This window comes from Streptomyces sp. NPDC013157 (assembly GCF_042899865.1).
GTDB lineage: Bacteria > Actinomycetota > Actinomycetes > Streptomycetales > Streptomycetaceae > Streptomyces.
The window spans coordinates 333,866-359,927 of record NZ_JBIBAK010000010.1; the positions used below are offsets into that span (position 1 = coordinate 333,866).

Annotated in this window: 24 protein-coding genes and 1 pseudogene; 9 read left to right on the forward strand and 16 right to left on the reverse strand. The window is 69.6% G+C overall.

Features of this window, described 5'->3' with window-relative positions; translation table 11 throughout:
* Positions 1–454 precede the first annotated feature (454 nt).
* Together ACFY6U_RS29020 and ACFY6U_RS29025 are read right to left on the reverse strand one after the other, a co-directional pair.
* Entirely contained in the window at positions 455–1,627 is a 1,173-nt protein-coding gene (locus tag ACFY6U_RS29020) for a helix-turn-helix domain-containing protein (protein WP_390042883.1), read from the reverse strand.
* A 377-nt stretch (positions 1,628–2,004) separates the two neighbouring features.
* Positions 2,005–2,325, reverse strand: coding sequence for a hypothetical protein (locus tag ACFY6U_RS29025; protein WP_390042885.1), 321 nt, complete (start codon positions 2,323–2,325; stop codon positions 2,005–2,007).
* Between the two features lie 327 nt (positions 2,326–2,652).
* Here ACFY6U_RS29025 and ACFY6U_RS29030 point away from each other — a divergent pair, with 327 nt between their 5' ends.
* Together ACFY6U_RS29030 and ACFY6U_RS29035 are read left to right on the forward strand one after the other, a co-directional pair.
* Positions 2,653–3,180, forward strand: coding sequence for a universal stress protein (locus ACFY6U_RS29030; protein ID WP_123976766.1), 528 nt, complete (start codon positions 2,653–2,655; stop codon positions 3,178–3,180).
* 154 nt (positions 3,181–3,334) lie between these two features.
* Positions 3,335–3,901, forward strand: coding sequence for a GPR1/FUN34/YaaH family transporter (locus ACFY6U_RS29035; protein WP_390042887.1), 567 nt, complete (start codon positions 3,335–3,337; stop codon positions 3,899–3,901).
* Positions 3,902–4,138: 237 nt separating this feature from the next.
* On the opposite strand, the gene glmS is transcribed toward ACFY6U_RS29035, so the two are convergent.
* Both glmS and ACFY6U_RS29045 read right to left on the reverse strand, forming a co-directional pair.
* The gene (gene glmS / locus ACFY6U_RS29040) at positions 4,139–5,956 is read right to left on the reverse strand and encodes a glutamine--fructose-6-phosphate transaminase (isomerizing) (protein WP_390042889.1); all 1,818 of its coding nucleotides are present in this window, start codon (positions 5,954–5,956) and stop codon (positions 4,139–4,141) included.
* A 30-nt stretch (positions 5,957–5,986) separates the two neighbouring features.
* Positions 5,987–6,244, reverse strand: a complete 258-nt coding sequence (locus tag ACFY6U_RS29045; RefSeq protein WP_388912219.1) for a hypothetical protein — start codon at positions 6,242–6,244, stop codon at positions 5,987–5,989.
* Between the two features lie 165 nt (positions 6,245–6,409).
* Between ACFY6U_RS29045 and ACFY6U_RS29050 the strand changes: the two genes are divergently transcribed.
* Positions 6,410–7,975 carry a purple acid phosphatase family protein gene (locus ACFY6U_RS29050; protein WP_390042891.1) on the forward strand — a complete coding sequence of 522 codons (1,566 nt, stop codon included), beginning with the start codon at positions 6,410–6,412 and terminating at the stop codon, positions 7,973–7,975.
* A gap of 17 nt (positions 7,976–7,992) precedes the next feature.
* Here ACFY6U_RS29050 and ACFY6U_RS29055 read toward each other — a convergent pair whose 3' ends face one another.
* The 8 genes from ACFY6U_RS29055 to ACFY6U_RS29090 all read right to left on the reverse strand — a co-directional run bounded on the left by ACFY6U_RS29055 (position 7,993) and on the right by ACFY6U_RS29090 (position 17,048).
* Positions 7,993–8,862, reverse strand: a complete 870-nt coding sequence (locus ACFY6U_RS29055; RefSeq protein ID WP_390042893.1) for a DUF4429 domain-containing protein — start codon at positions 8,860–8,862, stop codon at positions 7,993–7,995.
* A gap of 101 nt (positions 8,863–8,963) precedes the next feature.
* On the reverse strand, positions 8,964–10,733 hold the full coding sequence (locus ACFY6U_RS29060) for an IucA/IucC family protein (RefSeq protein ID WP_390042895.1): 1,770 nt from the start codon (positions 10,731–10,733) through the stop codon (positions 8,964–8,966).
* Positions 10,730–11,275, reverse strand: coding sequence for a GNAT family N-acetyltransferase (locus ACFY6U_RS29065; protein ID WP_390042897.1), 546 nt, complete (start codon positions 11,273–11,275; stop codon positions 10,730–10,732). The genes ACFY6U_RS29060 and ACFY6U_RS29065 overlap by 4 nt, the downstream gene beginning before the upstream one ends.
* Positions 11,272–12,549, reverse strand: coding sequence for a lysine N(6)-hydroxylase/L-ornithine N(5)-oxygenase family protein (locus ACFY6U_RS29070; protein ID WP_390042899.1), 1,278 nt, complete (start codon positions 12,547–12,549; stop codon positions 11,272–11,274). The genes ACFY6U_RS29065 and ACFY6U_RS29070 overlap by 4 nt, the downstream gene beginning before the upstream one ends.
* A complete protein-coding gene (gene desA, locus ACFY6U_RS29075) occupies positions 12,533–13,999 on the reverse strand; it encodes a lysine decarboxylase DesA (protein ID WP_390042900.1) in 1,467 nt (488 codons plus the stop codon). Before desA ends, ACFY6U_RS29070 begins: the two co-directional genes overlap by 17 nt.
* Positions 14,000–14,126: 127 nt before the next feature.
* Complete coding sequence (locus tag ACFY6U_RS29080; RefSeq protein WP_390042902.1) at positions 14,127–14,999, reverse strand: siderophore-interacting protein; 873 nt, start codon at positions 14,997–14,999, stop codon at positions 14,127–14,129.
* A 50-nt stretch (positions 15,000–15,049) separates the two neighbouring features.
* Positions 15,050–16,096, reverse strand: coding sequence for an ABC transporter substrate-binding protein (locus tag ACFY6U_RS29085; protein WP_390042903.1), 1,047 nt, complete (start codon positions 16,094–16,096; stop codon positions 15,050–15,052).
* Between the two features lie 55 nt (positions 16,097–16,151).
* Positions 16,152–17,048: a methyltransferase domain-containing protein gene (locus ACFY6U_RS29090; RefSeq protein ID WP_390042905.1), complete on the reverse strand. Its 897-nt coding sequence runs from the start codon at positions 17,046–17,048 to the stop codon at positions 16,152–16,154.
* Positions 17,049–18,121: 1,073 nt separating this feature from the next.
* On the opposite strand from ACFY6U_RS29090, the pseudogene ACFY6U_RS29095 reads away from it, so the two are divergent.
* From ACFY6U_RS29095 to ACFY6U_RS29115, 5 genes and pseudogenes are all read left to right on the forward strand, one after another.
* Positions 18,122–18,725, forward strand: a pseudogene (locus ACFY6U_RS29095) (IS630 family transposase); the annotation flags it as partial.
* A gap of 21 nt (positions 18,726–18,746) precedes the next feature.
* On the forward strand, positions 18,747–19,160 hold the full coding sequence (locus ACFY6U_RS29100) for a cytidine deaminase family protein (RefSeq protein ID WP_390042906.1): 414 nt from the start codon (positions 18,747–18,749) through the stop codon (positions 19,158–19,160).
* 270 nt (positions 19,161–19,430) lie between these two features.
* The gene (locus tag ACFY6U_RS29105; RefSeq protein WP_390042908.1) at positions 19,431–19,928 is read left to right on the forward strand and encodes a DUF6083 domain-containing protein; all 498 of its coding nucleotides are present in this window, start codon (positions 19,431–19,433) and stop codon (positions 19,926–19,928) included.
* A 213-nt stretch (positions 19,929–20,141) separates the two neighbouring features.
* Complete coding sequence (locus ACFY6U_RS29110; protein ID WP_390042910.1) at positions 20,142–20,312, forward strand: hypothetical protein; 171 nt, start codon at positions 20,142–20,144, stop codon at positions 20,310–20,312.
* Positions 20,313–21,040: 728 nt separating this feature from the next.
* Complete coding sequence (locus ACFY6U_RS29115) at positions 21,041–21,250, forward strand: hypothetical protein (protein ID WP_390042912.1); 210 nt, start codon at positions 21,041–21,043, stop codon at positions 21,248–21,250.
* A 74-nt stretch (positions 21,251–21,324) separates the two neighbouring features.
* On the opposite strand, the gene ACFY6U_RS29120 is transcribed toward ACFY6U_RS29115, so the two are convergent.
* The 4 genes from ACFY6U_RS29120 to ACFY6U_RS29135 form a co-directional block, all read right to left on the reverse strand.
* Entirely contained in the window at positions 21,325–22,800 is a 1,476-nt protein-coding gene (locus ACFY6U_RS29120) for a sialidase family protein (RefSeq protein ID WP_390042913.1), read from the reverse strand.
* Positions 22,801–23,269: 469 nt separating this feature from the next.
* Complete coding sequence (locus ACFY6U_RS29125; RefSeq protein WP_390042915.1) at positions 23,270–23,476, reverse strand: hypothetical protein; 207 nt, start codon at positions 23,474–23,476, stop codon at positions 23,270–23,272.
* A 162-nt stretch (positions 23,477–23,638) separates the two neighbouring features.
* On the reverse strand, positions 23,639–23,914 hold the full coding sequence (locus tag ACFY6U_RS29130) for a hypothetical protein (RefSeq protein ID WP_390042917.1): 276 nt from the start codon (positions 23,912–23,914) through the stop codon (positions 23,639–23,641).
* 666 nt (positions 23,915–24,580) lie between these two features.
* Positions 24,581–25,249, reverse strand: a complete 669-nt coding sequence (locus ACFY6U_RS29135; protein ID WP_390042919.1) for a class I SAM-dependent methyltransferase — start codon at positions 25,247–25,249, stop codon at positions 24,581–24,583.
* A 189-nt stretch (positions 25,250–25,438) separates the two neighbouring features.
* Between ACFY6U_RS29135 and ACFY6U_RS29140 the strand changes: the two genes are divergently transcribed.
* On the forward strand, positions 25,439–25,981 hold the full coding sequence (locus tag ACFY6U_RS29140; protein WP_390042921.1) for an SUKH-4 family immunity protein: 543 nt from the start codon (positions 25,439–25,441) through the stop codon (positions 25,979–25,981).
* The last annotated feature ends 81 nt before the right edge of the window (positions 25,982–26,062 follow it).

A 26,062-nucleotide genomic window follows, 5' to 3' on the forward strand; every position in this document is an offset into this window, starting at 1 on the left:
CCCCGCACCCCCGCATCATCGGCCTGCGGCCTCGTCCTCAATCGCCGGACGGGCTGGGTGGGTGGCTGCGCGCTGGTGTCGTCTAGCGCCGGACGGCGTGGGTGGGTGGCTGCGCGTCGGTGTCGTCAAGCGCCGGACGGGGTGAGACGGCAGCTGAGCGCCGTTGCTCTCGGGACCGGTGGTCGGGAGGGGGCGGCTGGGTGCCGTTGTCTTCGGGTGTGCCGCTTTGTCCTGTCGGCGCAGGTGCCCGGGTGTCCGGGTGGCTGGGAGGGTGCGGCTGGAAGCCGTCGTCCTTGGTCTCGCCCCTTTGGTCCGCCGAGGCGGGTGGAAGGGGCGGCCGAGCGCCGTGGGCTTCTCGCCTCGCTTTTTGTCCCACCGAGTCGGGTGGTGGGTGGGCGAGGCGGCCGGGGGCCGGGGCCGCCCACCCGAGGGTTCGGGTGGGCGGGCCGGCGGGTCAGCTGCCGGTGCGGGGGCCAGGGAGGCTGGCCGAGAGGCCCACCGTGGCTGTCCTGCGGGTCTGCATCGGCAGTACGCCCTCGGGGTACGGGACCGCGAGCGGGCCCGTGGTCGGCAGCGGGGCCGGTTCCGGGGTGTCGGGGCGGTCGGACTGCGGGCGGCGTGCCCGGTAGGCCGCCCGGTACGCCGCCGGGGACGAACCCAGCTGGCGGCGGAAGTGGCCGCGCAGGGCGACGGGGGAGCGGAAGCCGCAGCGGCCCGCCACCTCGTCCACCGAGTAGTCCGACGTCTCCAGGAGGCGCTGGGCCTGGAGGACCCGTTGCGTGATCAGCCACTGGAGCGGGGCCGACCCGGTCAGGGAGCGGAAGCGGCGGTCGAAGGTGCGGCGCGACATGTACGCGCGCGCCGCCAGCGTCTCCACGTCGAACTGCTCGTGGAGGTGCTCCAGCGCCCAGGCGACGACCTCGGCGAGCGGGTCGGCGCCGATCTCCTCTGGTAAAGATCGATCGAGGTAGCGCTCCTGACCGCCCGAGCGGCGCGGCGGGACCACCAGGCGGCGGGCGAGCGCGCCGGCCGCCTCGTTGCCGTGGTCCGTCCGCACGATGTGGAGACAGAGATCGATTCCGGCCGCCGTACCGGCGGAGGTGAGGACGTCGCCGTCGTCCACGAACAGTTCCCGTGGGTCGACGTGCACCGACGGATAGCGCTTGGCCAGCGTCGGCGCGTACATCCAGTGGGTGGTGGCCGGGCGGCCGTCCAGCAGGCCTGCGGCGGCCAGCACGAACGCGCCCGTGCACAGCCCGACGATGCGGGCCCCCTCCTCATGGGCGCGGCGCAGCGCGTCCAGTGCCTCTTCCGGTGGCGGCGCGGTGATCGAGCGCCAGGCCGGTACGACGACCGTGCCGGCGCGTGAGATCGCTTCCAGGCCATGCGGCGCAGTGAGTTCCAGGCCCCCTGTGGTCCGCAGCGGGCCTTCCTCGCCACCGCACACCAGCAGTCGGTAGCGCGGTACGCCGGCGTCCTGGCGGTCTATCCCGAACACCGACAGCGGTATGGAACTCTCGAAGATGGGGCCGCCGCTGAACAGCAGCACCGCGACGATCTCCTTGCGGCGTCGCCCGGACAGTTTCCGGGCCGCGGCTTCCGGCGCGGCAGTGGAGTCGTGGCTCATCCTGCTAAGCCCCCCTCGGTGGTCGCGGCTCCTCGGTTGTGTCGCTCCTGCACGTTTCCCCTCGGTCCTGCACGAGTCCCCCGCCGTAAGACGTCAAGATCGAATCTACTGGTTTCCGCGGTCTCGCGTTGACCAGTTCGACACGCCGTCGATTGTCGACATGGCAACTTGGCGTGAAGCATTCGATCACGAAGGGTTGCACTCACGGGCCGTGCAGGGAAGTGCGCCTCGTCGCAGTGGCCAAACCGCGTAGGGTGCGGAGGGTCCTGCAGACCCTTTCCGTGCAGGTGGAACGGGGGTTGGGGGGTGGTTGGCGCCCCTCCTGCACAGGTCCGCCAAGTTGGCTGAAAAGAAGCGTTGGCGTGCGCGGAAACCGGTCAGTCGACCGGTGTACTGCTCCGGGTGTGACGTCCGCCTCCCCGGGCCGCCGTCCCGCGCTCGGCGCCGAGCCGCGCACCGAGCTCCGAGCGGCGCAGCAGGAAGCGGCATACGGTGGTGACGGCGGCGAGGCCGAGGGCGGTGCCGGCCGCGCCGGCCGGCGAGGTGCCGTACCAGAGGAGCACGACGGGGACGAGTGTGCAGGAGAACGCGGCCCAGCGGACCACGTCTCCGGCGGCGTCCGGGGCGCGGCGTGGGCCGGGGGAGCTGCGTGGGCCGGGGGCGCGGCGTGGATTGGGGGCGCGGTGCGGTCCGGACATGGTTGTACTCCCTCGTGACGCACTCGTACCGGGATCAACGCGCGTTCGAGCGGTCGGTCACCGTGCGTGGCCCCGCTGCTGTCCGAATCCTGTGCAAACCGCCTGTACGGGGCAGCAACCATTGCGTTACGGGCGCGGCTCGTGCATGCTCCCTGGAACCCCTAACCGACTCCGGGGAAGGTCCCCTACGGAGAGTGCGCGGGATCTGGGCTGAGGAGGCGTGCCGCCGTACCCTTGGGGGTATGGGGTTGGGAAGATGTTTCCCGGACACAAGCTCGCCGCACACTGTCGTCCCTCCCACACAAGGATCACAACGCCGAGACAGCCATGGCCGGTCACGAATTCTTCGATCCAGCGGACCGCAAGCGGCCGGTCGCCGACCCTACGGCGGCCGATGCCCTGGCGGCGGAAGAGGCACGCCCTTCCTGCGATCCCGCCTTCAAGCACGGAGTGGTGGTCGGCTTCGACGGCTCCACCTCCAGTGAGCGCGCCCTCGCCTATGCGATCGGCATGGCACACCGCTCCCGTGCAGGGCTGATCATCGTCCACGTCGCCAACCGACTGCCGACCACCGTGTGGGCCGGCTGCGAGCCACCCGTCTTCGTCGACGTTCCGGACCACCGGACGGAGGTGCTCGGGCTGGAGCTCGCCTGCGCCGAGTACCTGGCCGAGGTGCCCTGGATCCTCGTCGAGCGCGGCGGTGACATCTGCCACGAACTCGAAGAGGTGGGGCGGGAGTACGAGGCCGACGCGATCGTCGTGGGGTCGACCCACGGGATCGTCGGGCGAATCTTCGGCTCCGTCGCCGGGCGGCTCGCCAAGCGGGCCAAGCGCCCTGTCGTTGTCATTCCGTAACTCCGCGTTATCCCAGGTGAGATGCGCCGTGGGAACGGTCCGGCTCTCTTTGTGCAGCGCCTGAAATTCCTGGCGTGCAGAGGTGTTTGTGCCCTTGTGAAGGGCATATATCGGTCACCGCGCACAACTGCACAAGGCATGAAGGGAGCCCGCCGTGGACAACGACGTCTCTGCGGGAAGCGGAACCACCACCGTGGCCGGTCGACTCGCCCTGGGAATCACCCTGTTGGCGTTCGGACTCGGCACCACCGGTGTCATCGACAACGTCACCACCTCTGACGCCGTGTCAATCGCCCACTACGTGGGCGGAGTCGCCCTCTTCCTGGTCGGCCTGCTGGCCTTCCGCGACCGTGACGCCGCGAACGGTACGGGCTATGTGGCCCTCGGCGCGCTCTGGTTCACCTGGGCCGTCTCGTCCGGCGGCCATTCGTCGGCCAACGGGGCCGGGCTCTTCCTGCTCCTCTTCGCCCTCGTGGCCCTGTCGTTGACCCTCGCGGGCGGCGACCAGCTCGGACAGGCCATGCACGGGCTGCTGTTCCTGGCGATGCTCGTGCTCGCCGTCGCGCAGTTCGCCGACAGCTCGTCACTGACCAAGGTCGGCGGCTGGGTTGCGGTGACGGCGGGGGCGGTGGCCTGGTACGCCGCGACGGCCGCGCTCGCGCACTGGCCGACGGTGCTGCCGGGGCGGGCTGCCGGTCGGGGGGTGACGGCCCACGGCTGATATGGCAGCCGACGCCGGGGAGTTGGGCTACCCCGGCGATCCAATGAACGGACCCCCCGTGGTTTGGTGGCACACGTGGGGGTCCGTTCGGTTTCGTCGGCCCGTGCGGGTGCGTGGGGGCGGGCCGCGCAGTTCCCCGCGCCCCTGAAGGGGCGCTCGCCCCTGGTCTTTTAGGGGCGCGGGGAACTGCGCGAGCAACCCCCACGCACCCGCACAGTCAACGCGACCGGATGACCCCTACTCCACCGTCACCGACTTGGCCAGGTTCCGGGGCTTGTCGATGTCCCGGCCCAGCGCCTTCGCCGTGTGGTAGGCGAGGAGCTGGAGCGGGATGCCCATCAGGATCGGGTCGAGTTCGTCCTCGTTCTTCGGGACGACGATCGTGCGGTCCGCCTTCTCCTGGTGCTGGTGGGCCACCGCCAGGATCTTGCCGCTGCGGGCCTTGATCTCCTCCAGGGCCGCGCGGTTCTTCTCCAGGAGGTCGTCGTCGGGGACGATCGCCACCGTCGGGAGGGCCGGCTCGATGAGGGCCAGCGGGCCGTGCTTGAGCTCGGACGCCGGGTACGCCTCCGCGTGGATGTAGGAGACCTCCTTGAGCTTCAGGGAGGCCTCCCGGGCCACCGGGTAGCCCCGGACGCGGCCGATGAAGAGCATCGAGCGGGCCTCGGCGTACTCCGCGGCCATCTTCTCGATCTCCGCCTCCTGGGCGAGGATCTCCGAGATCTGGGCCGGCAGCTTGCGCAGGCCCTCGATGATCCGCTTGCCGTCGCGGACCGAGAGGTCGCGGATGCGGCCGAGGTGCAGCGCCAACAACGCGAACGCGACCGTTGTGTTCGTGAAGCACTTGGTGGACACCACGCAGACCTCCGGGCCCGCGTGCACGTACGTCCCGCCGTCCGCCTCCCGCGCGATCGCCGAGCCCACCACGTTCACCACACCCAGCACCCGCGCGCCCTTGCGCTTCAGCTCCTGGACGGCGGCGAGCACGTCGTACGTCTCACCGGACTGGGAGACGGCGATGTACAGGGTGTCGGGGTCGACCACCGGGTTGCGGTAGCGAAACTCCGACGCCGGCTCGGCGTCGGCGGGGATGCGGGCCAGCTCCTCGATCATCTGGGCGCCGATCATGCCCGCGTGGTACGACGTGCCGCAGCCGAGGATCTTCACGCGGCGCACGGCGCGCGCGTCGCGGGCGTCGAGGTTGAGGCCGCCGAGGTGCACGGTGGAGAAACGGTCGTCGATGCGGCCGCGCAGCACGCGGTCGACCGCGTCGGGCTGCTCGAAGATCTCCTTGTGCATGTAGGTGTCGTGGCCGCCCATGTCGTACGACTCGGCCTCCCACTCCACGGTGGTCGGCTCGGCCGTCGTCCGGGTGCCCTCGGTGGTGTAGGTGCGGAAGTCGTCGGCCTTGAGGGTGGCCATCTCGCCGTCGTCGAGGGTCACTATCTGGCGGGTGTGGGTGACCAGGGCCGCGATGTCGGAGGCGACGAACATCTCCTTGTCGCCGATGCCGAGGACGACCGGGGAGCCGTTGCGGGCGACCACGATCCGCTCGGGGAAGTCGGCGTGCATGACCGCGATGCCGTAGGTGCCCTCGATCAGGCGCAGCGCCTGGCGGACCTTCTCCTCCAGGGTCTCCGCCTGGGAGCGGGCGATCAGGTGGGTGAGGACCTCGGTGTCGGTCTCCGAGAGGAACACCACACCGTCCGCCTCCAGCTTGCGGCGCAGCTCGGCGGCGTTGTCGATGATGCCGTTGTGGACGACGGCGACCTTCTGGTCCGCCGACATGTGCGGGTGGGCGTTCACGTCGGAGGGGGCGCCGTGGGTGGCCCAGCGGGTGTGGGCGATGCCGGTGGTGCCCTTGAACCGCGCCGGGACCTTGGTCTCCAGGTCGCGGACCCGGCCCTTGGCCTTCACCATCTTCAGGCCGGCCGTCTTCGGCGCGGAGACGACGATGCCCGCCGAGTCGTAACCGCGGTATTCCAGCCGCTGGAGACCTTCAAGGAGGAGGGGGGCGACGTCGCGCTTACCGATGTATCCGACAATTCCGCACATATATAGGTGTTCCGTATCCCTAAGCCGTAGTCATCCGTAGACCATGCGACGCAGCTGCCGGAGGGTGAGCTCCGGCGGGGCGACCGCCCTGTACTTCAGATCCGCCGCGATCCGGTCGAAGATCTCCGCGTTGACCAGGCCTTCGGCCTGGAGCTCGCGGTGGCGGCGACGGACGTAGTCCGCGGTCGTCTCGTCGAAGTAGGCGAGCACGTCCTGGATCACCCGCAGCGCCTCGCCCCGGCTCAGGGGCGAGGACCGCATCAGATGATCAACGAGTTCGTCGTGCACCCGGTAGATCCTCGGGTACCGGCGCCGGTTTCGCAAGAATCCTGCCCGATTCCGGGCAACAGACTGTTGAATCTCTTATGGGGTGCTGTTCGCAGCCTGTCCATCCTGTGTCTTGCGCCACGTTGCTTGTGGAGACGATTTTCAGACGCCATGGACATTCCTCGTATGGGCGTACCCGATGAGCTCGCCGACCGCATGAGCATGGCCGAGCAGCACGAGTACCTCCGCGCCAAGTTCTCCCGGCGCTCCATGATCAGAGGCGGCGCCGTCACGCTCGGCACCGTCACGGGCGGCTCGTTCGTCCTGGGCGGCACCGCCCAGGCCGCCGTCCCGACCCAGTCCTCCGCCCCCGCCACCCAGTACGTCGACGGCGCCTACGTCGCCCCGTTCGGCCGCCACCTCGCCTTCGGCGACGACGCCAGCACGGAGATGACGATCTCCTGGCAGGTCCCGGTCGCGGTCAAGAAGCCCTTCGTCCGCATCGGCACCCACGCCTCGCACCTCTCGGTCAAGATCGACGCCGAGATCCGCACCCTGTACACCCCGGCCGGCATCGGCGCCAGCGGCGACCACACCCAGTACTACGTGCACGCCAAGCTGGCCAACCTCAAGCCCGGCCGCACCTACTTCTACGGCGTCGGCCACGACGGCTTCGACCCGGCCTCGCCGCAGTTCGCCGGCACCATAGGCACCTTCACCACCGCGCCCCGCAACAAGCAGCCGTTCACCTTCACGGCCTTCGGCGACCAGGGCGTCAGCTACCACGCCCTGGCCAACGACAGCCTGATCCTCGGCCAGAACCCCAGCTTCCACCTGCACGCCGGTGACATCGCCTACGCCGACCCGGCCGGCCAGGGCAAGACCTCGGACACGGTCTTCGACTCCCGCACCTGGGACCAGTTCCTGGCCCAGACCGAGTCGGTCGCCAAGTCCGTGCCGTGGATGGTGTCGTACGGCAACCACGACATGGAGGCCTGGTACTCGCCGAACGGCTACGGCGGCGAGGAGGCCCGCTTCACCCTGCCCGACAACGGGCCGGACAAGAAGAACCTGCCGGGCGTCTATTCCTTCGTCCACGGCAACACGGCGATCATCTCGCTCGACCCGAACGACGTCTCCTTCGAGATCCCGGCGAACCTGGGCATCTCGGGCGGCACCCAGACCACGTGGTTCGAGGCGCAGCTGAAGAAGTTCCGCGCCTCGAAGGACATCGACTTCATCGTCGTGTTCTTCCACCACTGCGCCTACTGCACCTCCACGGCGCACGCCTCGGAGGGGGGCGTGCGACAGGAGTGGGTGCCGCTGTTCGAGAAGTACACGGTGGACCTGGTCATCAACGGCCACAACCACCAGTACGAGCGCACCGACGTCATCAAGGGCAACACCGTCGTCAAGAAGCTCCCGATCGGCGAGACGGCCTACTCCGAGACCGAGGGTGTCGTCTACGTCACCGCGGGCGCGGCCGGCCGCAGCCTCTACGCGTTCACCGCCCCGGACTCCTACGAGGGCCACCTGAACGAGGTCGACTCGGTCGCCTCCTTCATCAACACCAAGGACGGCAAGGTCAACGAGACCGTCACCTGGTCCCGGGTGCGCTACCTCAACTACTCCTTCCTGCGCGTCGACGTCGAGCCCGCCCCGCGCGGCCAGTACGCCAAGCTGAAGGTGTCGGGCATCGCCGAGACCGGCGACCGCATCGACCACTTCACGGTGGCGCGCAAGGCCAAGTAAGGCTCCGCAGGCGGTCCTCACAAGCGTTTGAGGACCGCCTGTTTGGCCAGCGTGAACTCCTCGTCCGTGAGCACCCCCTCGCGATGCAGCTCACCCAGCTCGCGGAGCCGGCGCAGCAACGCGTCGTGATCGGCCTCGGACGCCCCGGGCGCCCCCGGCTCCCCGGACGCCTCCGGGACGACGGCCGCCGACGGATGCGGCAGCCGCGCCTGCACCGCCGCCGCGACCAGCGCCATCAGCGGATCCCGCCTGAACCCCCACAGCTCCACCGCGTTCGGGTCGTACTTGGCCCGCTCCCGGGCCGGCGCACCGGTCACCCGGAACCGCAGATGGCCGTTCTCCAGCCCGGCGGACGGCTGCCACTCCACGCCGAGGATGTCCGCCAGGGCCAGCGTGCGCGGACCAGCGGCGGCCTTGACGTCCTCCGTCTTCCAGTTCCACTCCAGGCGCACCCGCTCCCCGTCGAACGACGCCGTGCCGTCCCCGGCGGAGACCGACAGCGGCAGCGGCGGCCCCGGCAGCAGGTACTCGCGCACCGGCGTACCCGGCACCTGCTCCAGGAGCAGCGCGTCGCGCACCTCGTCCGTGAAGTACTCGGCGACCCCGTACCGGTCCGGCTCGACGGTCAGCCGGTAGGGATCGTGGGGTTCGGCGAGGCGGCCCCCGGTGGCGTGCAGCAGCGGATCGGCGCCGTCCCGCAGCCGCAGCCTCAGCCGCCCCTGCCGGCGGCCCTGCTCGAACGAGATCCCCGCCAGCGCGCCCAGCGGGACGACCAGTTCACCCAGGGCCCGTCGCAGCACCCCGACGTTCTTGTCCCGCCCGGGAGTCAGCCGCAGCGCGGCGCCGTCGAAGGCCCAAGTGCCGTCTTTCTGGATGATTTCCGCCACGGCAGGATTGTTCCACCGGAGCACCGGAAGGCGGTCTCGCCCCGTCCCGGTCGCCGGCGGGCCCCCCGGGGACCGTACCCGGGGGAGCCCGCCGGCCTGGATCAGAACCCCGCTACGGGATTCTTCAGGGTTCCGACCAGCTGGAGGGCGCCCGACGGGTCCGCCAGGTCCACCATCTGCCGGTTGTCGCGCAGCTGGAGCCGGTTGAGGCAGGACAGGGCGAACTCGGGCGCGAACATGTCGTACTGCGCGAACCTGTCGGCGAGTTCGGGAGCCGACTTCTGGTATTCGCGGGTGACCTCGGCGACCGTCCGCCAGAAGTCGTCCTCCGCCAGGACGCCCTCGGCCGCGAGGTTCGCGGCGAGGAAGCGGAAGAAGCAGTCGAAGACGTCCGTGAAGATCGAGAGGAGCTTCTTCTCCTCCGGGACGTCGACGCGCAGCCGCTCCACCGCCGGCGGCAGCACCGCGTCCGGGTCCATGACCGCGATCTCCTCGGCGATGTCCTTGTAGACCGCCCGCCGCACCACACCGTCCGCCAGGACCAGGATGACGTTCTCGCCGTGCGGCATGAAGACCAGGTCGTAGGCGTAGAAGCTGTGCAAGAGCGGCGTGAAGTAGGCCCGGAGGTAGGCGCGCAGCCACTCCCGCGCCGGCAGCCCGCTCCGCTCGATCAGCGCGGCCGCGAAGGAGGCGCCCTCGTGGTCCACGTGGAGCAGGGAGGCCATGGTCGCCAGGGACTCGCCCTCCCGGAGGGAGGCGACCGGGCTCTCCCGCCACAGCGCGGCCAGCATCTTCCGGTACGGCGAGTACCGGTCGGTGGCCTTCTCGTACTCCAGGTGCCGGTAGCCGACGGCCGCCCGCTCCCGGATGATCGACAGGCCGGTGGACCTGAGCACCGGGTCGTTGTCGATGAGCTGGGCCAGCCAGTCGTTGATGGCCGGGGTGGCCTCCATGTAGGCGGCCGAGAGCCCGCGCATGAAGCCCATGTTGAGGACCGAGAGAGCGGTCTTGACGTAGTGCTTCCCGGGGTGCGAGCGGTTGAAGAAGGTCCGGATGGACTGCTGGGCCAGGTACTCGTCGTCGCCCTCGCCCAGGCAGACGAGGTGTTCGCGGGCGACCTCGGCGGCGAAGGTGACGGTGAGCTTGTTCCACCACTGCCAGGGGTGGACCGGGATCAGCAGGTAGTCGGCGGGGTCCAGGCCCCGGTCGCGCAGGACGCCGTCGAACCGCTCGACGGTCGCCGCGCCCAACTCGTCCCGTACGAACGACTCGTACTCGATCCCCACCCCCGCCGTGAACGCGGCCCGCGACCGGTGGGCCGCCAGCCACACCAGCCTCACCGGGCTCGCGGTCTCGGGGGCGTACGACAGGTACTCGTGGACACCGAAGCCGAGCCGTCCGTTGTTGGCGACGAAGCAGGGGTGGCCCTCGGTCATCCCGGTCTCGATGGCCTGGAAGCCGCTGCTGACGAGCTCGGCGACCGGGACCTGGGGCTTGGTGAGCTTGTAGCAGGTGCCGGAGAGGGTGGCGGAGATCTCCTCCAGGTAGACCGGCAGGATCTCGTCGCTCAGGCCCAGCGACTTCTGCAGCTCGATGAAGAAGTCCAGCGCCGCCAACGGCAGTTCGGCGCCGTCGCGGGTACGGGAGATGGAGCCGGCGTCCACCTGCCAGTGGTCCAGGGCGCGGCGGACGGCGGTGAAGCGGTAGCGGGTGAGCCCGTCGTCGCTGCGGACGACGTACGACGTCCCGTCCGGCTCCGGGGTGATCAGGCGCTCGTGGGCGAACTCGGCGAGCGCCTTGCGTATCAGCAGCCGGTTGGCCTTCTCCCAGCGCTCGGGGGAGAGGTGGGCCACGGCGTCGGCGAGGGTCATACGGCGGCCACCGCCCTCTCGAACCGCTCCCGGGTGCAGTAGCTCAGCAACGCCTTCTTCTCCGGCTTCTGGATCTCCCGTACGGGCACGAACCCGACGGCCTCGTTCAGCGCGTGCACGGCCTTGTTGCCGACGTCCGGCTCGACGACGATCCGGCGGGTCGCCGGGTCCTCGAAGAGACGGGCCACCACGGCCGTGATGACGGCCTTCGTGAAGCCGTGCACCGGGGTGTCCGTGGCGGGGGTGAGGAAGTGCATCCCGACGTCGCCGGGCTCGGGCTCGTACAGCCCGACCAGCTCGCGGTGGACGGGGTCGTAGTACTCCATGAGGAAGGCGGGCCGGCCGTCCTCGCCGAGGCCGAGCAGCGCGTGGTGGTGCTCGTCGGCGGCGATCTCCGTGTACGCCCGCTCGACGTCCTCCAGTTTCGCGTCCTGCATCATCCAGTAGGCCGCCTTGGGGTGGGTGACCCAGCGGTGCACCAGCTCGGCGTCCCGGAGGGGGGCGAGGGCGCGGAAGGCGAAAGTCGTCGTCATCGTGGTCATACCGCGAACTCCTGGAAGGCGATCGTCTTCTCCACCGGGTAGTACTCCGAGCCGAGCAGCTCGCGGATGATGTACGCGTTCCGGTAGGGGCCCATGCCCAGGTCGGGGCTGGTGATGCTGTGGGTGTGGACGCCGGCGTTCTGCAGGAAGACGCCCCGGCCGGTGACGTCGATCGCGTAGTTGCGGGCCACGTCGAAGTTCCCGTGCGTGTCGTAGCGCAGCCGGTCGCGGACGGGCCTGAGGAACTCGGGCTCGGCGTACCGGTAGCCGGTGGCCAGGACCAGGCCCTGGGTCTCGATCTCGTAGTCCTTGCCCTGCTCCTCCTGGCGCAGCTTCAGCGTGTACGTGCCGTTGTCGTAGGCGGCTGCCCGCAAGGAGGAGTTGGTCAGCAGTCTGGTGGGGACCGGGCCGCCGAGGTTCTTCTGGTAGAGCAGGTCGAAGATCTCGTTGATCAGGTCGCCGTCGATGCCCTTGAAGAGGCCCTTCTGCTCGGCGGTGAGCCGGTAGCGGGTCGCCTCGGGCAGCGCGTGGTAGTAGTCGACGTACTCCGGGCTGGTCATCTCCAGGGTGAGCTTGGTGTATTCGAGCGGGAAGAACCGGGGGGAGCGGGTCACCCAGTTCAGCCGGTAGCCGTGGACGTCGATCTCGCCGAGCAGGTCCTGGTAGATCTCGGCGGCGGACTGACCGCTGCCGACCAGCGTGATCGACTCCTTGGACTGGAGTTCCTGCTTGTGCCGCAGGTAGCGCGAGTTGTGGATGAAGTCGCCGCCCAGGCCCCGGCACGCCTCGGGGATGTGCGGCGGGGTGCCGGTGCCGAGGACCAGGTGTCGGGCGCGGTAGGTCTCCCCGGCGGCCGTCGTCACGACGTAGACGTCGTCCTCGTACCGGACCTGCGTCACCGTCGTACCGAAGCGGACGTTGGTCAGCCGGTGCGCCGCCCAGCGGCAGTAGTCGTCGTACTCGACCCGCAGCGGATAGAAGTTCTCGCGGATGTAGAACGGGTACAGCCGGCCCTTCTCCTTCAGGTAGTTGAGGAAGGAGTAGGGGGACGTCGGGTCGGCGAGGGTGACCAGGTCCGACATGAACGGGGTCTGGAGGTGGGCGCCGTCCAGGAACATGCCGGCGTGCCACTCGAAGTCGGGCTTCGAGTCCAGGAAGACGCCGTCCAGTTCGGCGATCGGCTCGGTCAGGCAGGCGAGGCCGAGGTTGAAGGGCCCGAGCCCGATGCCCACGAAGTCATAGGTCTTGGACGGGTGTTCAGGACGCGCGGTCAAGGGAGTCTCCCAGGTACTGCTCGGCGTGGCCGGCGATCAGGTCGAGGACGGCGGCGATGTCGGCCGTCGTGGTCTCGGGGTTGAGCAGGGTGAACTTCAGGTAGTGGCGGCCGCCGACCTTGGTGCCCGCGACCACCGCGTCGCCGGAGGCGAACAGGGCCTTGCGGGCGTACAGGTTGGCGCGGTCGATCTCGGCCGGGTCGGTGACGGACGCCGGGATGTAGCGGAAGACGAGGGTGGAGAGGGACGGCTCGACGACGACGTCGTAGCGCGGGTCGGCCGCGAGCAGCTTCCAGCCCTCCTCGGCCAGCTCGCAGACCTCGTCGAAGAGTTCGCCGATGCCGTCGGCGCCCATGGTGCGCAGGGTCATCCACAGCTTGAGGGCGTCGAAGCGGCGGGTGGTCTGGAGGGACTTGTCGACCTGGTTGGGGATGCGTTCGGTGGCCATGCGGCGGGGGTTGAGGTAGTCCGCGTGGTAGGTGACATGGCACAGGGTCGAGGCGTCCCGGACCAACACCGCGGACGAGCTCACCGGCTGGAAGAAGGACTTGTGGTAGTCGACGGTGACCGAGTCGGCGCGCTCGATGCCCGCGAGCCGGTCCCGGTGCTTCAGGGAGGCGAGCAGCCCGCAGCCGTAGGCCGCGTCGACGTGCATCCACACGCCGTACTGCTCGCACAGCCCGGCGATCTCGGGGAGCGGGTCGATGGAGCCGAAGTCGGTGGTGCCGGCGGTGGCGACGACCGCCATGGGCACCAGGCCGTCGTTCTCGCACCGCTCCAGCTCGCGGGCGAGGGCGACGGTCTGCATCCGCTTGTCGGCGCCGACGGGGACGGGGACCACCGCGTCCTGGCCGAGGCCGAGCAGTTTCGCCGACTTCTTCACGCTGAAGTGGCTGACTTCGGAGGCGAAGATGCGCAGTTTGCCCAGGCTGACCGTCCCTTCCCACCCTCCCGGCCCTGGCTTCGCCTCCTCCCTGGCCAGCAGCAGCGCCTGGAGGTTGGACTGGGTGCCGCCGGAGGTGAACACGCCGTCGGCCGCGTCCCCGAAGCCGATGCGGGCGGTCGTCCAGTCGATCAGTTTCCGCTCGATGAGGGTGCCGCCGGCCGACTGGTCCCAGGTGTCCAGGGAGGAGTTGACGGCGGAGAGCACCGCCTCGCCGAGCACCGCCGGGATGACCACCGGGCAGTTGAGGTGGGCGAGGTAGCGGGGGTGGTGGAAGTAGACGGCGTCCCGGAGGTAGACGTCCTCCAGCTCGTCCAGGACCGCGGTGGTGTCGTGCAGCGGCCGGTCGAGGTCGATGCCGTCGATGCGGGGGGAGAGGGCGTCGACGGTGATCCCCGTGAACGGACGGTCGGTGGTGGCGAGTTTGGCCGCCACCCGCTCTACTCCTTCGGTCACGGAGCGGCGGTACTGCTCCGCTGTGAGGTCATTGAGCAGGTGCGAGCGCATGAGGGGGTCCTCCGGGACGATCCGTGCGGGGGAGGGGAGCGATCGGCTCCACTTAGGTTAGCCTAACCTAAGTGGAGCGAGTGAAGTGCTGCCCCTCCCGTGACGGCCGTCACGTCGGCAGTCGCAACTACTCGCCGCCTGCCCGGAGCTGCTCCTCCGTCAGGCCCTTTCGCCAGTACCCGACGAAGGTGACCCGGCGCCGGTCGATCCCGCGCTCGCCGACGAGGTGCCGGCGCAGCTCCTTCACCCGCCCCGACTCTCCGGCGATCCAGGCGTACGGGCGTGCACAGGAGGGGAGTTGTGCGGCGCGGAGCTCCGCCACGGCGTCGCGGCCGCCCACCAGCCAGGTGATCTCCGCGTCCGCCTCCGTGGCCACGTCCTGGACGTCCCCGGCGTGCGGCACCTCCAGCCAGGCGCGTACGCGGGTGCCGGCGGGCAGCGATTCGAGGATGGCGGTCGCGGCCGGTACGGCGGTCTCGTCGCCCCAGACCAGCACCAGGTCGGTGTCCTCGGGCGGCCGGCAGCGGATCGCCCGGTTGTCGGCGACCGCCGGGCCGAGGAGGACGACCCGGTCCCCGGCGCACGCCCGTGCCGCCCAGCGGGACGCGGGCCCGGCGGGGGTGGCCGCGCCCGGCTCGATCCCGTGCAGCACGAAGTCGATGTCGATCTCGTCGGGGTCCCGGCGCAGCGCCCGCAGCGTGTACGACCGCATCACGGCCCTTACGTCGTCGGGCAGTTCGCGCCAGCCCTGCCACCACCCTCCCCCACTCTCGGCTTCGCTCGAGCGGGGGGACCCCCATCCGAGCTCGACGGGCACCGCCGGCTCGGTCTGCCCCTCGGCCGGGATGAACAGGGAGAGCGACTGGTCGCGCCCGTGGGAGTGGAAGTGCGCCAGGTCGGCACCGGCGAAGGTGACCCGGACCAGAGACGGACCGAGCCGCCTCGTCCGCACGACCTGGAGGGAGAAGAAACGGAACGGGGCGGCTACGGCCGTCGTCATATGAGCTCCTGGGACTCAGGAAGTTGTATGGGCGTGCTGCTTCGTGCAGGTCAGCTGACCTTCTTCGCCGTCTCGATCGCCTTGGCGAGGTTCTCCACCATCGCGACGCACTTGTCGTAGGAGAAGATCGGCTCGGGGGAGCGGGCGATGACCTGCCCGGCCTTCACCGCGGGGAGCTTCTTCCAGGTGGCCTGGGTGATGTCGGCGGGCTGGATGGTCGCCGTACGGTCGTCCATCATGATGATGTCGGCCTTGTACTTGTCGACGTTCTCCCAGCTCAGCGACTCGTACCAGCCGCCGCTCGCCTTCAGTACGGACGCCGAGGGCTCGACGAGGTTCACGCCGAGGGCCTTGAAGTACTCCAGGTCCACGGAGAGGTTGGAGCCGGAGACGTAGAACAGGTCCTGGGCGGCGGAACCGGCCATCACCGTGATGCCGGGGTGCGCCTTGGCGGCGGCGCGCAGCCGGGACGACGCCTCCTCGAACCGCTTCTTCGCGTCGGTCGCCTTGCTCGCCGTCATGTCCGCGCCGAGCGACTCGGCGAGCGCCCAGACGCGCTGCAGCGGGACGGTCAGCTGACGGTCGTAGGCCGAGATGCCGACGCTCGGGGCGAGCTTGGCGATCTTGTCCTTGGAGTCGTCCGGGACGTACCAGAGGGTGCCGGCGCCGTCGAACATGGTGGTGATGAGAACGTCCGGCGCCAGCGCCGCGTACTTCTCGACGTTGAACTGCCCCCACTCGTTGCCGAGAACGGTCAGCTTGCTGATGTCCATGTCGCCGGCCTGGACATCGGCCTTGCCGGCCTTGGTCCTGGTCGGCCCGAAGACGCCCTTGACGCCGATGCCGTAGTCGTACAGCGCGGCGGCGAGGCCGACGAACGCGACGATGTTCGCGGGGGCCTTGTCCAGCTTCACCGTGGTCCCCCGGTCGTCCTTGAACGTCCAGGGACCGGACTTGGCGGCCGTCGTCTCCTTGTCGGAGGAGTCACCGCTCTTGTCGTCGTCACCGCAGGCGGCAAGCACGGCGCCGAGACCGAGGGCACCACCGGCGGCGAGGATGCCACGGCGGGTGAGGTGGGCTGCTCTGGCGTTGGGCATAGGTGTGGCTGCTTTCGGACGTGCGGGAACACCGCCGGACGGGATGAAGATTAGGTTAGCCTAACCTCAGATCATGTCCAGGCCCGGCCTCTCGGTGCTCCGTCCGGGGCCGGTAGGCGGTGGCCAGCACGGAGACGGTGATCCGGTCGGGCAGGAGGCTGGCGCCGCTCATGTCCGCGCGGCTCACGTGGCGTGCACTCGGCGTCATCGCCAGCAGGTCGAGGGCCTCCTTCCCGGCCGGGGTCGCGAGGTACTCCACCTCCTCGGTGGCGGCGACGGCGAAGAACGGATCCAGTGCCCGGTGCAGGCGCTGCTCCTTGGCCGGGTCGATCGTCACCATCGCGGGCACCCGCTCGCGCAGCTCGGCCAGGTGGCGCCCGGTGGGGCGGACCACGACCAACCGGCCGGTCGGGCGCAGGACCCGGTGGAACTCGGCCGGGTTGCGCGGGGCGAACACGTCCAGCACGACGTCGGCCGCCGCGGTGGCCAGCGGAAAGGGACGGAAGACGTCCCAGGCCGCCGCGGCGGCACGGGCATGGGCCCGGGCCGCCGAGCGCAGCGCACGCACCGATGTGTCCAGACCCAGACCCCGGGAGCCGGGCAGTTGGTCGAGAACACCGGCCAGGTAGTAGCCCGTGCCGCAGCCCACGTCCAGCACCGTGGCCCGCTCGGGCGCGGCCGCGGCCGCCAGACGCGCCACGACGTCACGGATGGGCGCGTAGCCGCCGGTGGACAGGAACCGCTCCCGGGCCTGCACCATGACCGCGTCGTCGCCGCTGGTGGCTCGGGTGCCCGTCAGCAGGCCGGCGTAGCCGTGGCGGGCGATGTCGAAGGTGTGGCCCGCCGGGCAGCGCAGCGCGTTGCCGTCGGGGTACAGGCGGTACGTGCGGCACGTCGGGCAGCACAGCAGGTCGAGGGAGAGTTCGAGGGCAGGGGGAAGCGACACGGGCACGAGGCACTCCTGGCGACGGTGGAAGGAGAAGGGCCGTGCCTGCGTGCGCACGCAGAAGGCTGCCGCCGTGGAGAGGAACGGGCAGTGACAGCAACGTGGTTCACACAGCAGGCACACCAACGAGAGCGACGCCGACCGGCATCGCCCTCAATGCCTTCCGGTCACAGGAAGCAGTGGTGCGGGGTGCTCAGGAATGCCACGCCACGAGTTTACGGGCGCCGAGCAGGGCCCGGGCCGGGCGAAGCCGAGAGACCGCTGCCGAAGTCCCAGAACTTGTGACCGCCGATGAGACGTAAAACGTGCGCACTGCGGTGAAGTCTGCTGACGCCGGCGAAGCCACTGTTCAGCTGTCCGTCCAGGGCGGGGCTGTAACGGGCCCGGGACGACCGCGGCTCCCCAGGCCCAGAGCTTCAGTCGGATGCCCGGTGCGGCCGTCGCTGCTCGCCGTTCAAAGCGTTGCTGATCTCCCGAAGGCGCCTCTCCGGCAGAGCAAAGGCGTTGCAGGGGTTTCGGTAGGAGTGCCCGCCGTCGTTGATCCAGACGGTGTCCGCCAGCCTCCAGTAGGCAGGCTCCCACTGCCCCTGGTTTTCCAGCGGCATCCCCGCTACTTCGGTGGGCTCTTCAATCAAGGTGAGAGCGGCAAGCGCGGCAGTGAGGGGTACAGCAGCGTCGTCGGGGAGCCGCGCATCACCGAGGGTCGGGAAGAGCAACAGGAGGCGAGCGTCGGCATCGCCAACCCCCTCTGGTGCCGGCTGTCGCGCAGCGGACAGCAGTTCCGGCCAGGCCGTGCCGGGCCCATGAAGTGGCCGTCGTCCACCGCGAGAGTCTCTGCTGCGGGCCAGGCCGGATGATGTATCAGGTAGTCCACTCCCCGGTCCCCGTCGAGGTTGCGGTAGACGACACAGAGGGGGTGGCCGGACTACAGGGGCACCCTGAACACGGGCCACTCGTGGGCGGCGGAGAGCACTCGGTGCAGCTCCATGGCCGCGTCCCAGTCGGCACCGAACGCAGCTCGCTGCACGTCCTCACCGCGCAAACAGGTACCGAGGTGCACTGGCCAGAACAACGGCGATGACGACGAGGTCATACCCAAGGAAGACGAGCCCGAAGTCGTCTTCTGCCTGGACGAGTTCGGTTCGCTCAATCTCCAGCCTCACCCCGGTCGGCAGCGGGCCGAGCGCGGCGGCAGGCACAAGGACCCCGACCGGGAACCGGCTCCGCCGACGCGCGGCCTGCACCCGCCCGCACGGAGTCAGGCACCTGTTGGCCGCCCACGACCTGGGCAGGGACAAGCTCTACGGCCACATCAAGACGAAGAAGAAGCGGACAAGGCTTCTGGAGTTCTGCAGCTACCTGCGCAGTCTCTACCCGCCCAGGATTCGTATCGCGATCGTGCTCGACAACTCCTCCCCGCGCCTGACCACCGAGAAGGACACCCGGGCCGGCGACCGGGCCAAGGCCAATGACGTCGAATTCGCCTGCACGCCGACCAATAGCTCGTGGCCGAACCGGATCGAGGCCCAGTTCACCGCCCTGCGCTCCTTCACGCTGGACGGCACCGACCACGGCAGCCACAAGGAACAAGGCAGCGTGATCCGCCGCTACATCATCTGGCGGAACAAGCACACCGCCGATATTCGCTTGCACGCCATCGTCACTCAGGTCAACGTCGCCTGACACCTGACGAAGGCAGAGAAGATGACCACGCAGACCCACCCCGTCGACCACGAACTCATCCAGGCCGCGGCGCACGTCGCGCGCACTCGCTGCCGCGGCGACAACCACACCATGGCGGCCGCGGCCCGCACCCGGGACGGCCGGATCGTCACGGCGGTGAACGCCTACCACTTCACGGGAGGCCCCTGCGCCGAGCTGGTCGTGATTGGCGCGGCAGCCGCCCAGGGCGCCTACGAACTGGACACGATTGTCGCTGTGGGCGACCGCGACCGGGGGGTTGTCCCGCCGTGCGGCCGGTGCCGTCAGGTCCTTCTCGACTACTTTCCCGCCCTCCGGGTCATCGTCGGCGAAGGCAACCACCTCCGAACCGTCCTTGTCACCGACTTGCTGCCTGAAAGCTACGTCTGGGCCGATCACCAGCTCGACGCCGAGTAGACCGCGCCACTCAGCACGAGCCGGCACCGCCCGCCGGCGACAGCGCGAGCATTGCTCGATACGGCACCAGGCCGCTGAACGACACATGCCGGGCGGATCGCACTGACTCAGGGACCGCCGAGCCCACCTCCTTCTGCGGGACGGCGCCTCAGGGGCGCCGTCCCAGGTCGAGCCCATCGCCGCGCCGAGGCTCACCTGCTCTCCTGATCGTCAAATGCGGCCAAATCGCGCCCTACTACGAATTGCTCAGAATCGCTCACACTCGGATACATGGGGGCGAGCGACGATCGCGACGAGCACTTATGCCAGCGCTGCGGGGAGGACGGACCGACGGTCCGTAGCCGAGGGCGCATTGATCTCATGGCTGTACTGTGCGACGGCTGTTGGAATCGGCTCGCCAACGAAATGGCGGAGCAAGAGGGCGCAACAGCGCCACCTCGACACGAGTTCGACCCCGACGATGTGACGTTTGTGGAGCCGCCGACTTGCCGTCTGTGCGGGGCTGATGTGCGGGTCTATCCCACTGTCTACGACCGATGGGTCCACCTGGCCATGACGGACCTACCGGCCAAGGACGTCCCCCGGCCTTTCCGGTGGCGGCTGGTGAAGGTCACGCCCCCTCACTCGCCCGTCGTGATCGACATCGTGGCTGTCCGAGTGCGCGGCATTGATCCGGTACCCGGTGAGCTGGTGACGCCGGCTCATCAGTTCCTGTGCGCTGCGCCGCAGGCCGTGCGATCGGTTGTCAAGAGGTCGCTCGATCGCTGACACCAGCGGGCGGCGTCGAGCCGCTTTCCCGGCGAAGTGCAGGGCCCGGAGGGTGCCGCGATCGACCTGATGGATGGCGCCCCGCTGACGTGCATCAGGGCGATCAAGGTTTGCCCCATGGTTTGAGCAGGTGTGGAGATTCCCCCTGGAAGATCCCGTGACTTACGATCACGCCCTGGATCACCGGGAAGTCATCGCAGCCAGGGGGGCATCATGGACTTCTTTATCGGCATCCTTCTGATCATTTTTGTGGCACCGCTGGTCGGGATCATAGGCCGGCGGGTCGAGAACGCTGGTCGCGAAGGCTTGGGTAAAACACTCTCTATCGGTGGATACCTGCTGGTGCTCGGAACCGCCGGATGGTTGATCATCCGTAGCTTCTGACTTCGAGTGGCAACGTCCTGGCGTGGATGCGCGCGGTACAGCACTGAAGTACACCAACCGCAGCCGTCGTCCGTGCCCGGCAGTGCTCATCAAGGGCGCGAGCGAACCTCTGCAGCAGGCGCCATGAGCCGTGGGGATCGACGTGGAACTGCACTCAGCACCGCGCGTAACCGGCGCAAGTCTCGAGCGACGCTGCTGTTGCCGACGAGCAGGACGACACCGATTCCACGGCGGTGCCGGACAGGGTCCTGTGGCGCGCACTGCAGGGTGATCCCGGAGCGCGGGAGGAGCTGTCGGCCATGCTGTCCGCTCCGGCTGGGGGCGCGGTCGCCATCACGGCATCGGGTCAGCGGGCGATTCGCCGCGCAGCGTACAGGTACCGCGACCACCGGTGACGGTCACACCCCCCACGGCCGTGACCGAGAGACGACGCCGTACCCGAGCCGCAAGTCGAGGAGTCCGGGCGGGGGGCGACAGCGGCGCGGTAGATCGGTACCGGTGACACGGGGATGTGCTGCCCTGGGAAGCCCCGCAGGGGGCTGGCGAGCAGTCGGGGCCCGCGATCCCGCATGGTCTCTTCGTTCCAGGGCCTGTCTGACGGGGCGCGTCACCGGCCCCGCGCCCGACAGCTCTGTCACCCGAATGGCCCAACGTGACGTGCCACCCACATGGGTGAAGATCAAGCTGGCTAGTGCCCCAACCGAGGCAATCCGTGAAAGGCGAACCACATGCGCATTCGACGAATCCTCGGCGCCGTCATCGCCACGGCAGCCCTCGCCGGACTCGGCCTGACAGGCGCCGCCACCGCCACCGCCGCCACCGCACAGGGTGCCCCGTCCTACGTCACCCCTTCCCAGTGCAAGCAGGGCGGTGGAACGCCCGATCTGGCGGACAACCTCTGCAAGGGCGGTACGTACGACGGGGAGCAGGTCGACTGAACCTCACAAGGCGCCCCGCAGCCACGCGCCGCGGGGCGCTCCCGTTGGCGGTCGGCCGACGGCGTCCGCGTCGGTCAGCGGGTGCGGAGACTGCCGGTGTACACGTCCGTACGGTTCTGCGGTGCGCCGGAGTTGGTCTCGGTGAGTACCGCCCGTACCCCCTCGCCGTCTGCCGCCAGGCCTTGGTAGTCGCCGAGGAAGTAGCCCCCGGCGTACGGCGCCCGCAGCCAGTCGAAGACCCGCGAGATCCGGCGTTCGGTCCGGAGCCTCGGGTCTCCGTGCTGCAGCGTGGCCAGTTGGTAGGCGGTGGGCAGGGTGGTGGTGTTGCCGGGCCTGAGGAAGCGCAGGTCGTAGTAGGTGAGCGCGACCGTGCCCCGCTCGGCGACCGCGATCGACGGTGAGAAGGCCGGAACGCCCTTGGGGCTGATCAGCTCCGGGGTCCCCCAGGTGCGTCCGCCGTCGGTGGACCGCACGAGCTGGACGGAGTCGAACTTTCCACCCGAGAAGTCCGAGCCCTCGTAGGCCATGTACAGCGTGCCCGTCCCGGGGTCGACGGCCGGACTCGGCAGGGTGGACCCGGCGCGCAGCGGTGTGGCGGGGTCGTTCGGGTCGACCTCCGGTACGGAGGTGTCCCGGGCCACGGTGACCGGGGCGCTCCAGGTCTCTCCGGCGTCGGTCGAGGTGACCACCTCGTAGCGGGCTTCGACGACGGTGCTCAGATCGTCGGAGAGGGTGATCCGGTCGAAGAAGTCGTACAGGATGCCGGTGCGCCGGTCGGCGACGATCAGATGGCCGATGGTCTGGGTGTCCGGCACGGTGCTGGTGTCGACGAACGGACGGGCCCTGCTCCAGGTGCGGCCGCCGTCGCGGGTGAGGGAGATGTAGCCGGGACCGTCGAGGGAGCTGGGGCCGGGCGGGTCGTTGTCGAGGCGGTCCCAGACCTGGTAGGCGGTGCCCTTGCGGACCGGGTCGGCGGTGAGCGAGGGCTTGTCGTTGAAGAACGGCTGCTCGTCGACGTGCGTGGTGGTGAGGTTCCGCCAAGTGCGGCCGCCGTCGCGGGAGGTGACGGCCAGGAGGGCGCTGCGCGTGCTCTTCGTGAAGTCGACGCCCTCCCCGCCGGCGTAGACCGTGCCGTCCGGTCCGGTGCTCACCCAGGGGTCGGAGGCCCGTTCGTAGTCCGCGCCGCCGGGGGCGCACAGGCTGAACGGCAGCGTGCTCCGGTGGAAGGTGTGGCCGTCCGTGGTCCAGCCGGCCGCCAGGCCACGGGCGGCGCCGTCGTTCCAGCGGTCCTGCTGGAACACGGTGACCACGCGCCCGGGGTCGTGCGGATCGACGGACAGGTACGGCTCGACCTCGGTGCCCGGGTAGACGATGCTGTCGGGGGACCTCGCTCCGATGGTGCACGTCGCGTACGGGTCGCCGTGGGACACCTTGACCAGCAGTGGTGTGCCGTCGGGGTTCCGGTCTGCCGTGGCGGGAGCCGCGCCGGTGGCCGTGACGAGCAGGAGCGCGGCGGTGGTGACGGCGGTCAGGGGCAGGACGACGCGCATGCGGGATCTCCTCCGGGCCTGTCGGCCGGGGTACGGGACCGCCGTCATCGGGGCGGCCTGGGGCGCGGAGGCGTACCGGAACGCGAGGGTGGGCGACTCCGTTGGTCCTTTTCGGCGTTGCAGCCGGTGCCCTTGATGGGCCGAACGACGGAGTCGTCCCCGGGGTCGTCGAGAGCACGGCGGAGCCGACCGGCGGGTGCGGGTGCACCGTGCCGGTCGGCTCCTTGGCCGTGCCCGTTCTTCTGCGCCTGTTCAGGTCCTGCCGAGTGTCAACGACGCTCGTGGTCCGTACAGCAGGGCAGTCCGAATCAATACAGCTGGGACATGCGGACGACCTCGGCGGTCGCTGTATGACGACATGGCCGAGGCCGTTCAGGACGGCGTCGAGCGCGGTGTTCGGGACGGCCCGGACCGTCCCGAAGCGGTGACGGCCTTGGCTTCGGGACGGTCCCGGCCGGGCGCAGGCCGGTCAGGTGATCGCCTGCGCGGTCCCGTCGGGCAGTGCGCAGACGTAGCCGGAGTAGGGGCGGGCGACGATCTGTCCGCCGACGGCTGTGCAGTCGTCTCTGGAGATGTTCGGAGACGAGGCGGCCCCGGCGCTGACGGCGCCGACGGCGCTCACGCCGGCCAGGGTTGCCGCGGCCAGGGCGAGGCCCAGGATCCTGCGCATGCGCATGACTTCCTCCTCCTCTCAGGCGCCTTCGTTCGCCCTTCGGGACGGACAAGTCTCAAGACGACGGCGCCCTCTCACCCAGCATGGGCGCTCCGCATGAGCCCTGCGAGACGAGACGAGACGAGGTGAGACGGGGTGGGGCGAGGCTGGGCGCCGCGCGGTCCGCTAGCGCGGTTCGTGGGCCGCCGCCCGGCAGGCGGCGGTCGCGGCGCCGCCCGCCACTCCGGCCCCGGTCAGCCCGCTCACACAACTCTGCAGGTCTCCGACCACGCCACGGCTGCAGGCCGCTGTGACGGAGTCGGAAACGGTGGCACCGGCCAGTTCGGCCATCTTCGTGCAGGCGGGGATGTCCGCCCGGGCCGCGGGAGCGGCGAGGACCGCGCCACCGAGGGTGAGGGTCAGGCCGGTGAGGGCACCGGCGATACGGGTCGACGTGCGCATGGGACGCACCTGCCTTCCGGGTCGGTCGCGCGGCCCTGGTCCCGGCGGGCCGGAGCCACGCGGTGAGGCCGCCCGGCGACGCTCGGTGAGTGCTGCGGCGGCCGGCAGGCTCACAGAGCAGACTGACCGCACGCTTCTGCGGCGCATCCATATGAGCCGCACCGGGACATCGTCGCCGGGCCGGAGGAGAGGGCCCCGGCCGCGGATGAGACGCACTCGGACCCTCCGCTCGCGGGCCCCTCTCTCCAGCGTCGCATCCTCTCCCTCGCCCGTCCTGGGCAACCGGGGGGCTGCCGTGCCGAGTAACCGCGACTGCGCACAGCGCGATAGCCGGCGCGTCCGCCGACCAGGTGGATACGACGACCCATCCCCCCGCCCGGCCTGTCCTCTTCCCGGCACGGGCCCGCTTCCGCATGACCTCAACGGCCGCTTGGACCGCGGCCGATACTCCGGATCCGTAGCCCTCATCACCACGCCACCAACGCACGTACGGTGCCCGACCGGCGCAGCGTACCGACTGGCCGTGAGTCGGACGTCGTCCCGGACAAGTCATGCCTGGTCGACTACGTACACCGGGCCCTCAGGGGTGTCCGAACGGAAAACAGCGGTAGGCGTCAGGCGGAGTCCCGGCAGCGGATCCTGTGCCGCTCCGCTTCCTGGTGATCATCAGCCGGGGCGCTTGGCCATGACGACCAGACCGGGCCCGCTGTACTCCTCCGGGGGGAGTCGCAGTTCGGCGACCGGGTTCAGGCCGGCTTGCTCGATCAGTTCGACGAGTTGTTCCGGCCGCCACTTGTGTGTCGTCCAACGGACGGGTACGCCTCCGTATGCCTCGGTGCGCACCGCGTCCTCGTCACCGACGTGTGTTCCGGTGATGAAGTGTCCGCCTGGCTTCAACGCGCGCGCGAACACGGTGAGGACCTGGGGAAGGACGTGCCGGGGGAGGTTGAAAAGTGACCACCAGCCGAGCACGCCGCCCAAAGACGCTTCACCGAGGTCGAGTTCGGTGGCGGAAGCGACAGCGAAGCGGCACTCCGGATGAAGCCGGCGCGCGTTCTCGATCATGCGAGGAGAGAGATCCACCCCGGACACATCGAGTCCGCGTTCGGCGAGGTAGGCGGTCACCGTTCCGGGCCCGCAGCCGACGTCGAGGACGGGCCCAAGCCCGCGCACGGTGTCGGCGAAGGCGTCGATCGACGCCTTGAGCCATGGATGCCTACGGATGTCGCCGACTCCCGTCGTCACGACCATGTGGGCGTAGTTGTCGGCTACCCGGTCGTAGGACTCACGTACGACGTCGAGATCGGCCGGGCGGTCCACAGGGTGTGTGCGCATCAGCCAACGATATGGCTGCACGGGGGACTTGGGGCCGCCTCCGGGCAGAACCTCCCGGGCCACCGCGTGGCCGCTCAGGGGGTATCGATCGCCCTGGCACACCGGTCCGCCGCGACCGTGCCTGTGGACAACGTCCGGCCCCGGCCTCGGTAGGGTCCGCATCGCAGCCGGCCGCGGAAGGACTCTCACATGCCGACGTTCGACGAGCTCACCGCCTGGGCCGGCACCGGGAACGTTGCAAGGGCAGCCTCGGCAGTCGTGTCGGGCTGGCAGATCCCCGAGGAGCAGAAGGCACTGCTCGTCGATGTCGGGATCCCTGTCGTCGACCAGTTGATCGAGTACGTGTCGTTCCAGGTGGAGGCAGCTCCCACACTGCAGACGTCGGCTCGGGGGTCGCTCTACCTACTCACCCGGAATCGCCATGGCGGCCTCGTGCCGGGACTGCAATGGTCGTTCGGCGTCGAACCCGGCACGGGGACGGTCTACTACGTCCTTCCTCAGGGCGAGGCATGGTTCGCCAACTCATCCATCGACCTGTGGCTGCGGACCCTGCACCACTACGGCCTGCACGTCAGCGAGTCCGAGATCCTCAGCGATCCGGATGAGCGCGAGGACGAGGCCCTGGCCGAGCTCAGCATGCTCGCTGACGAACTCAAGAAGATCGATCCGCCTGCCTTTGACGGCTACCACGGTTTCATCTGGGCCGAGTTCCTCGACCGCTGGCTCTGGTAGATGCCCGAGCGGCTCGCGACTACGCGACACCTCGACGTGCGAGCCCACCAGTCCCGAGGGCCGTCCTGCCCGCAGCACATG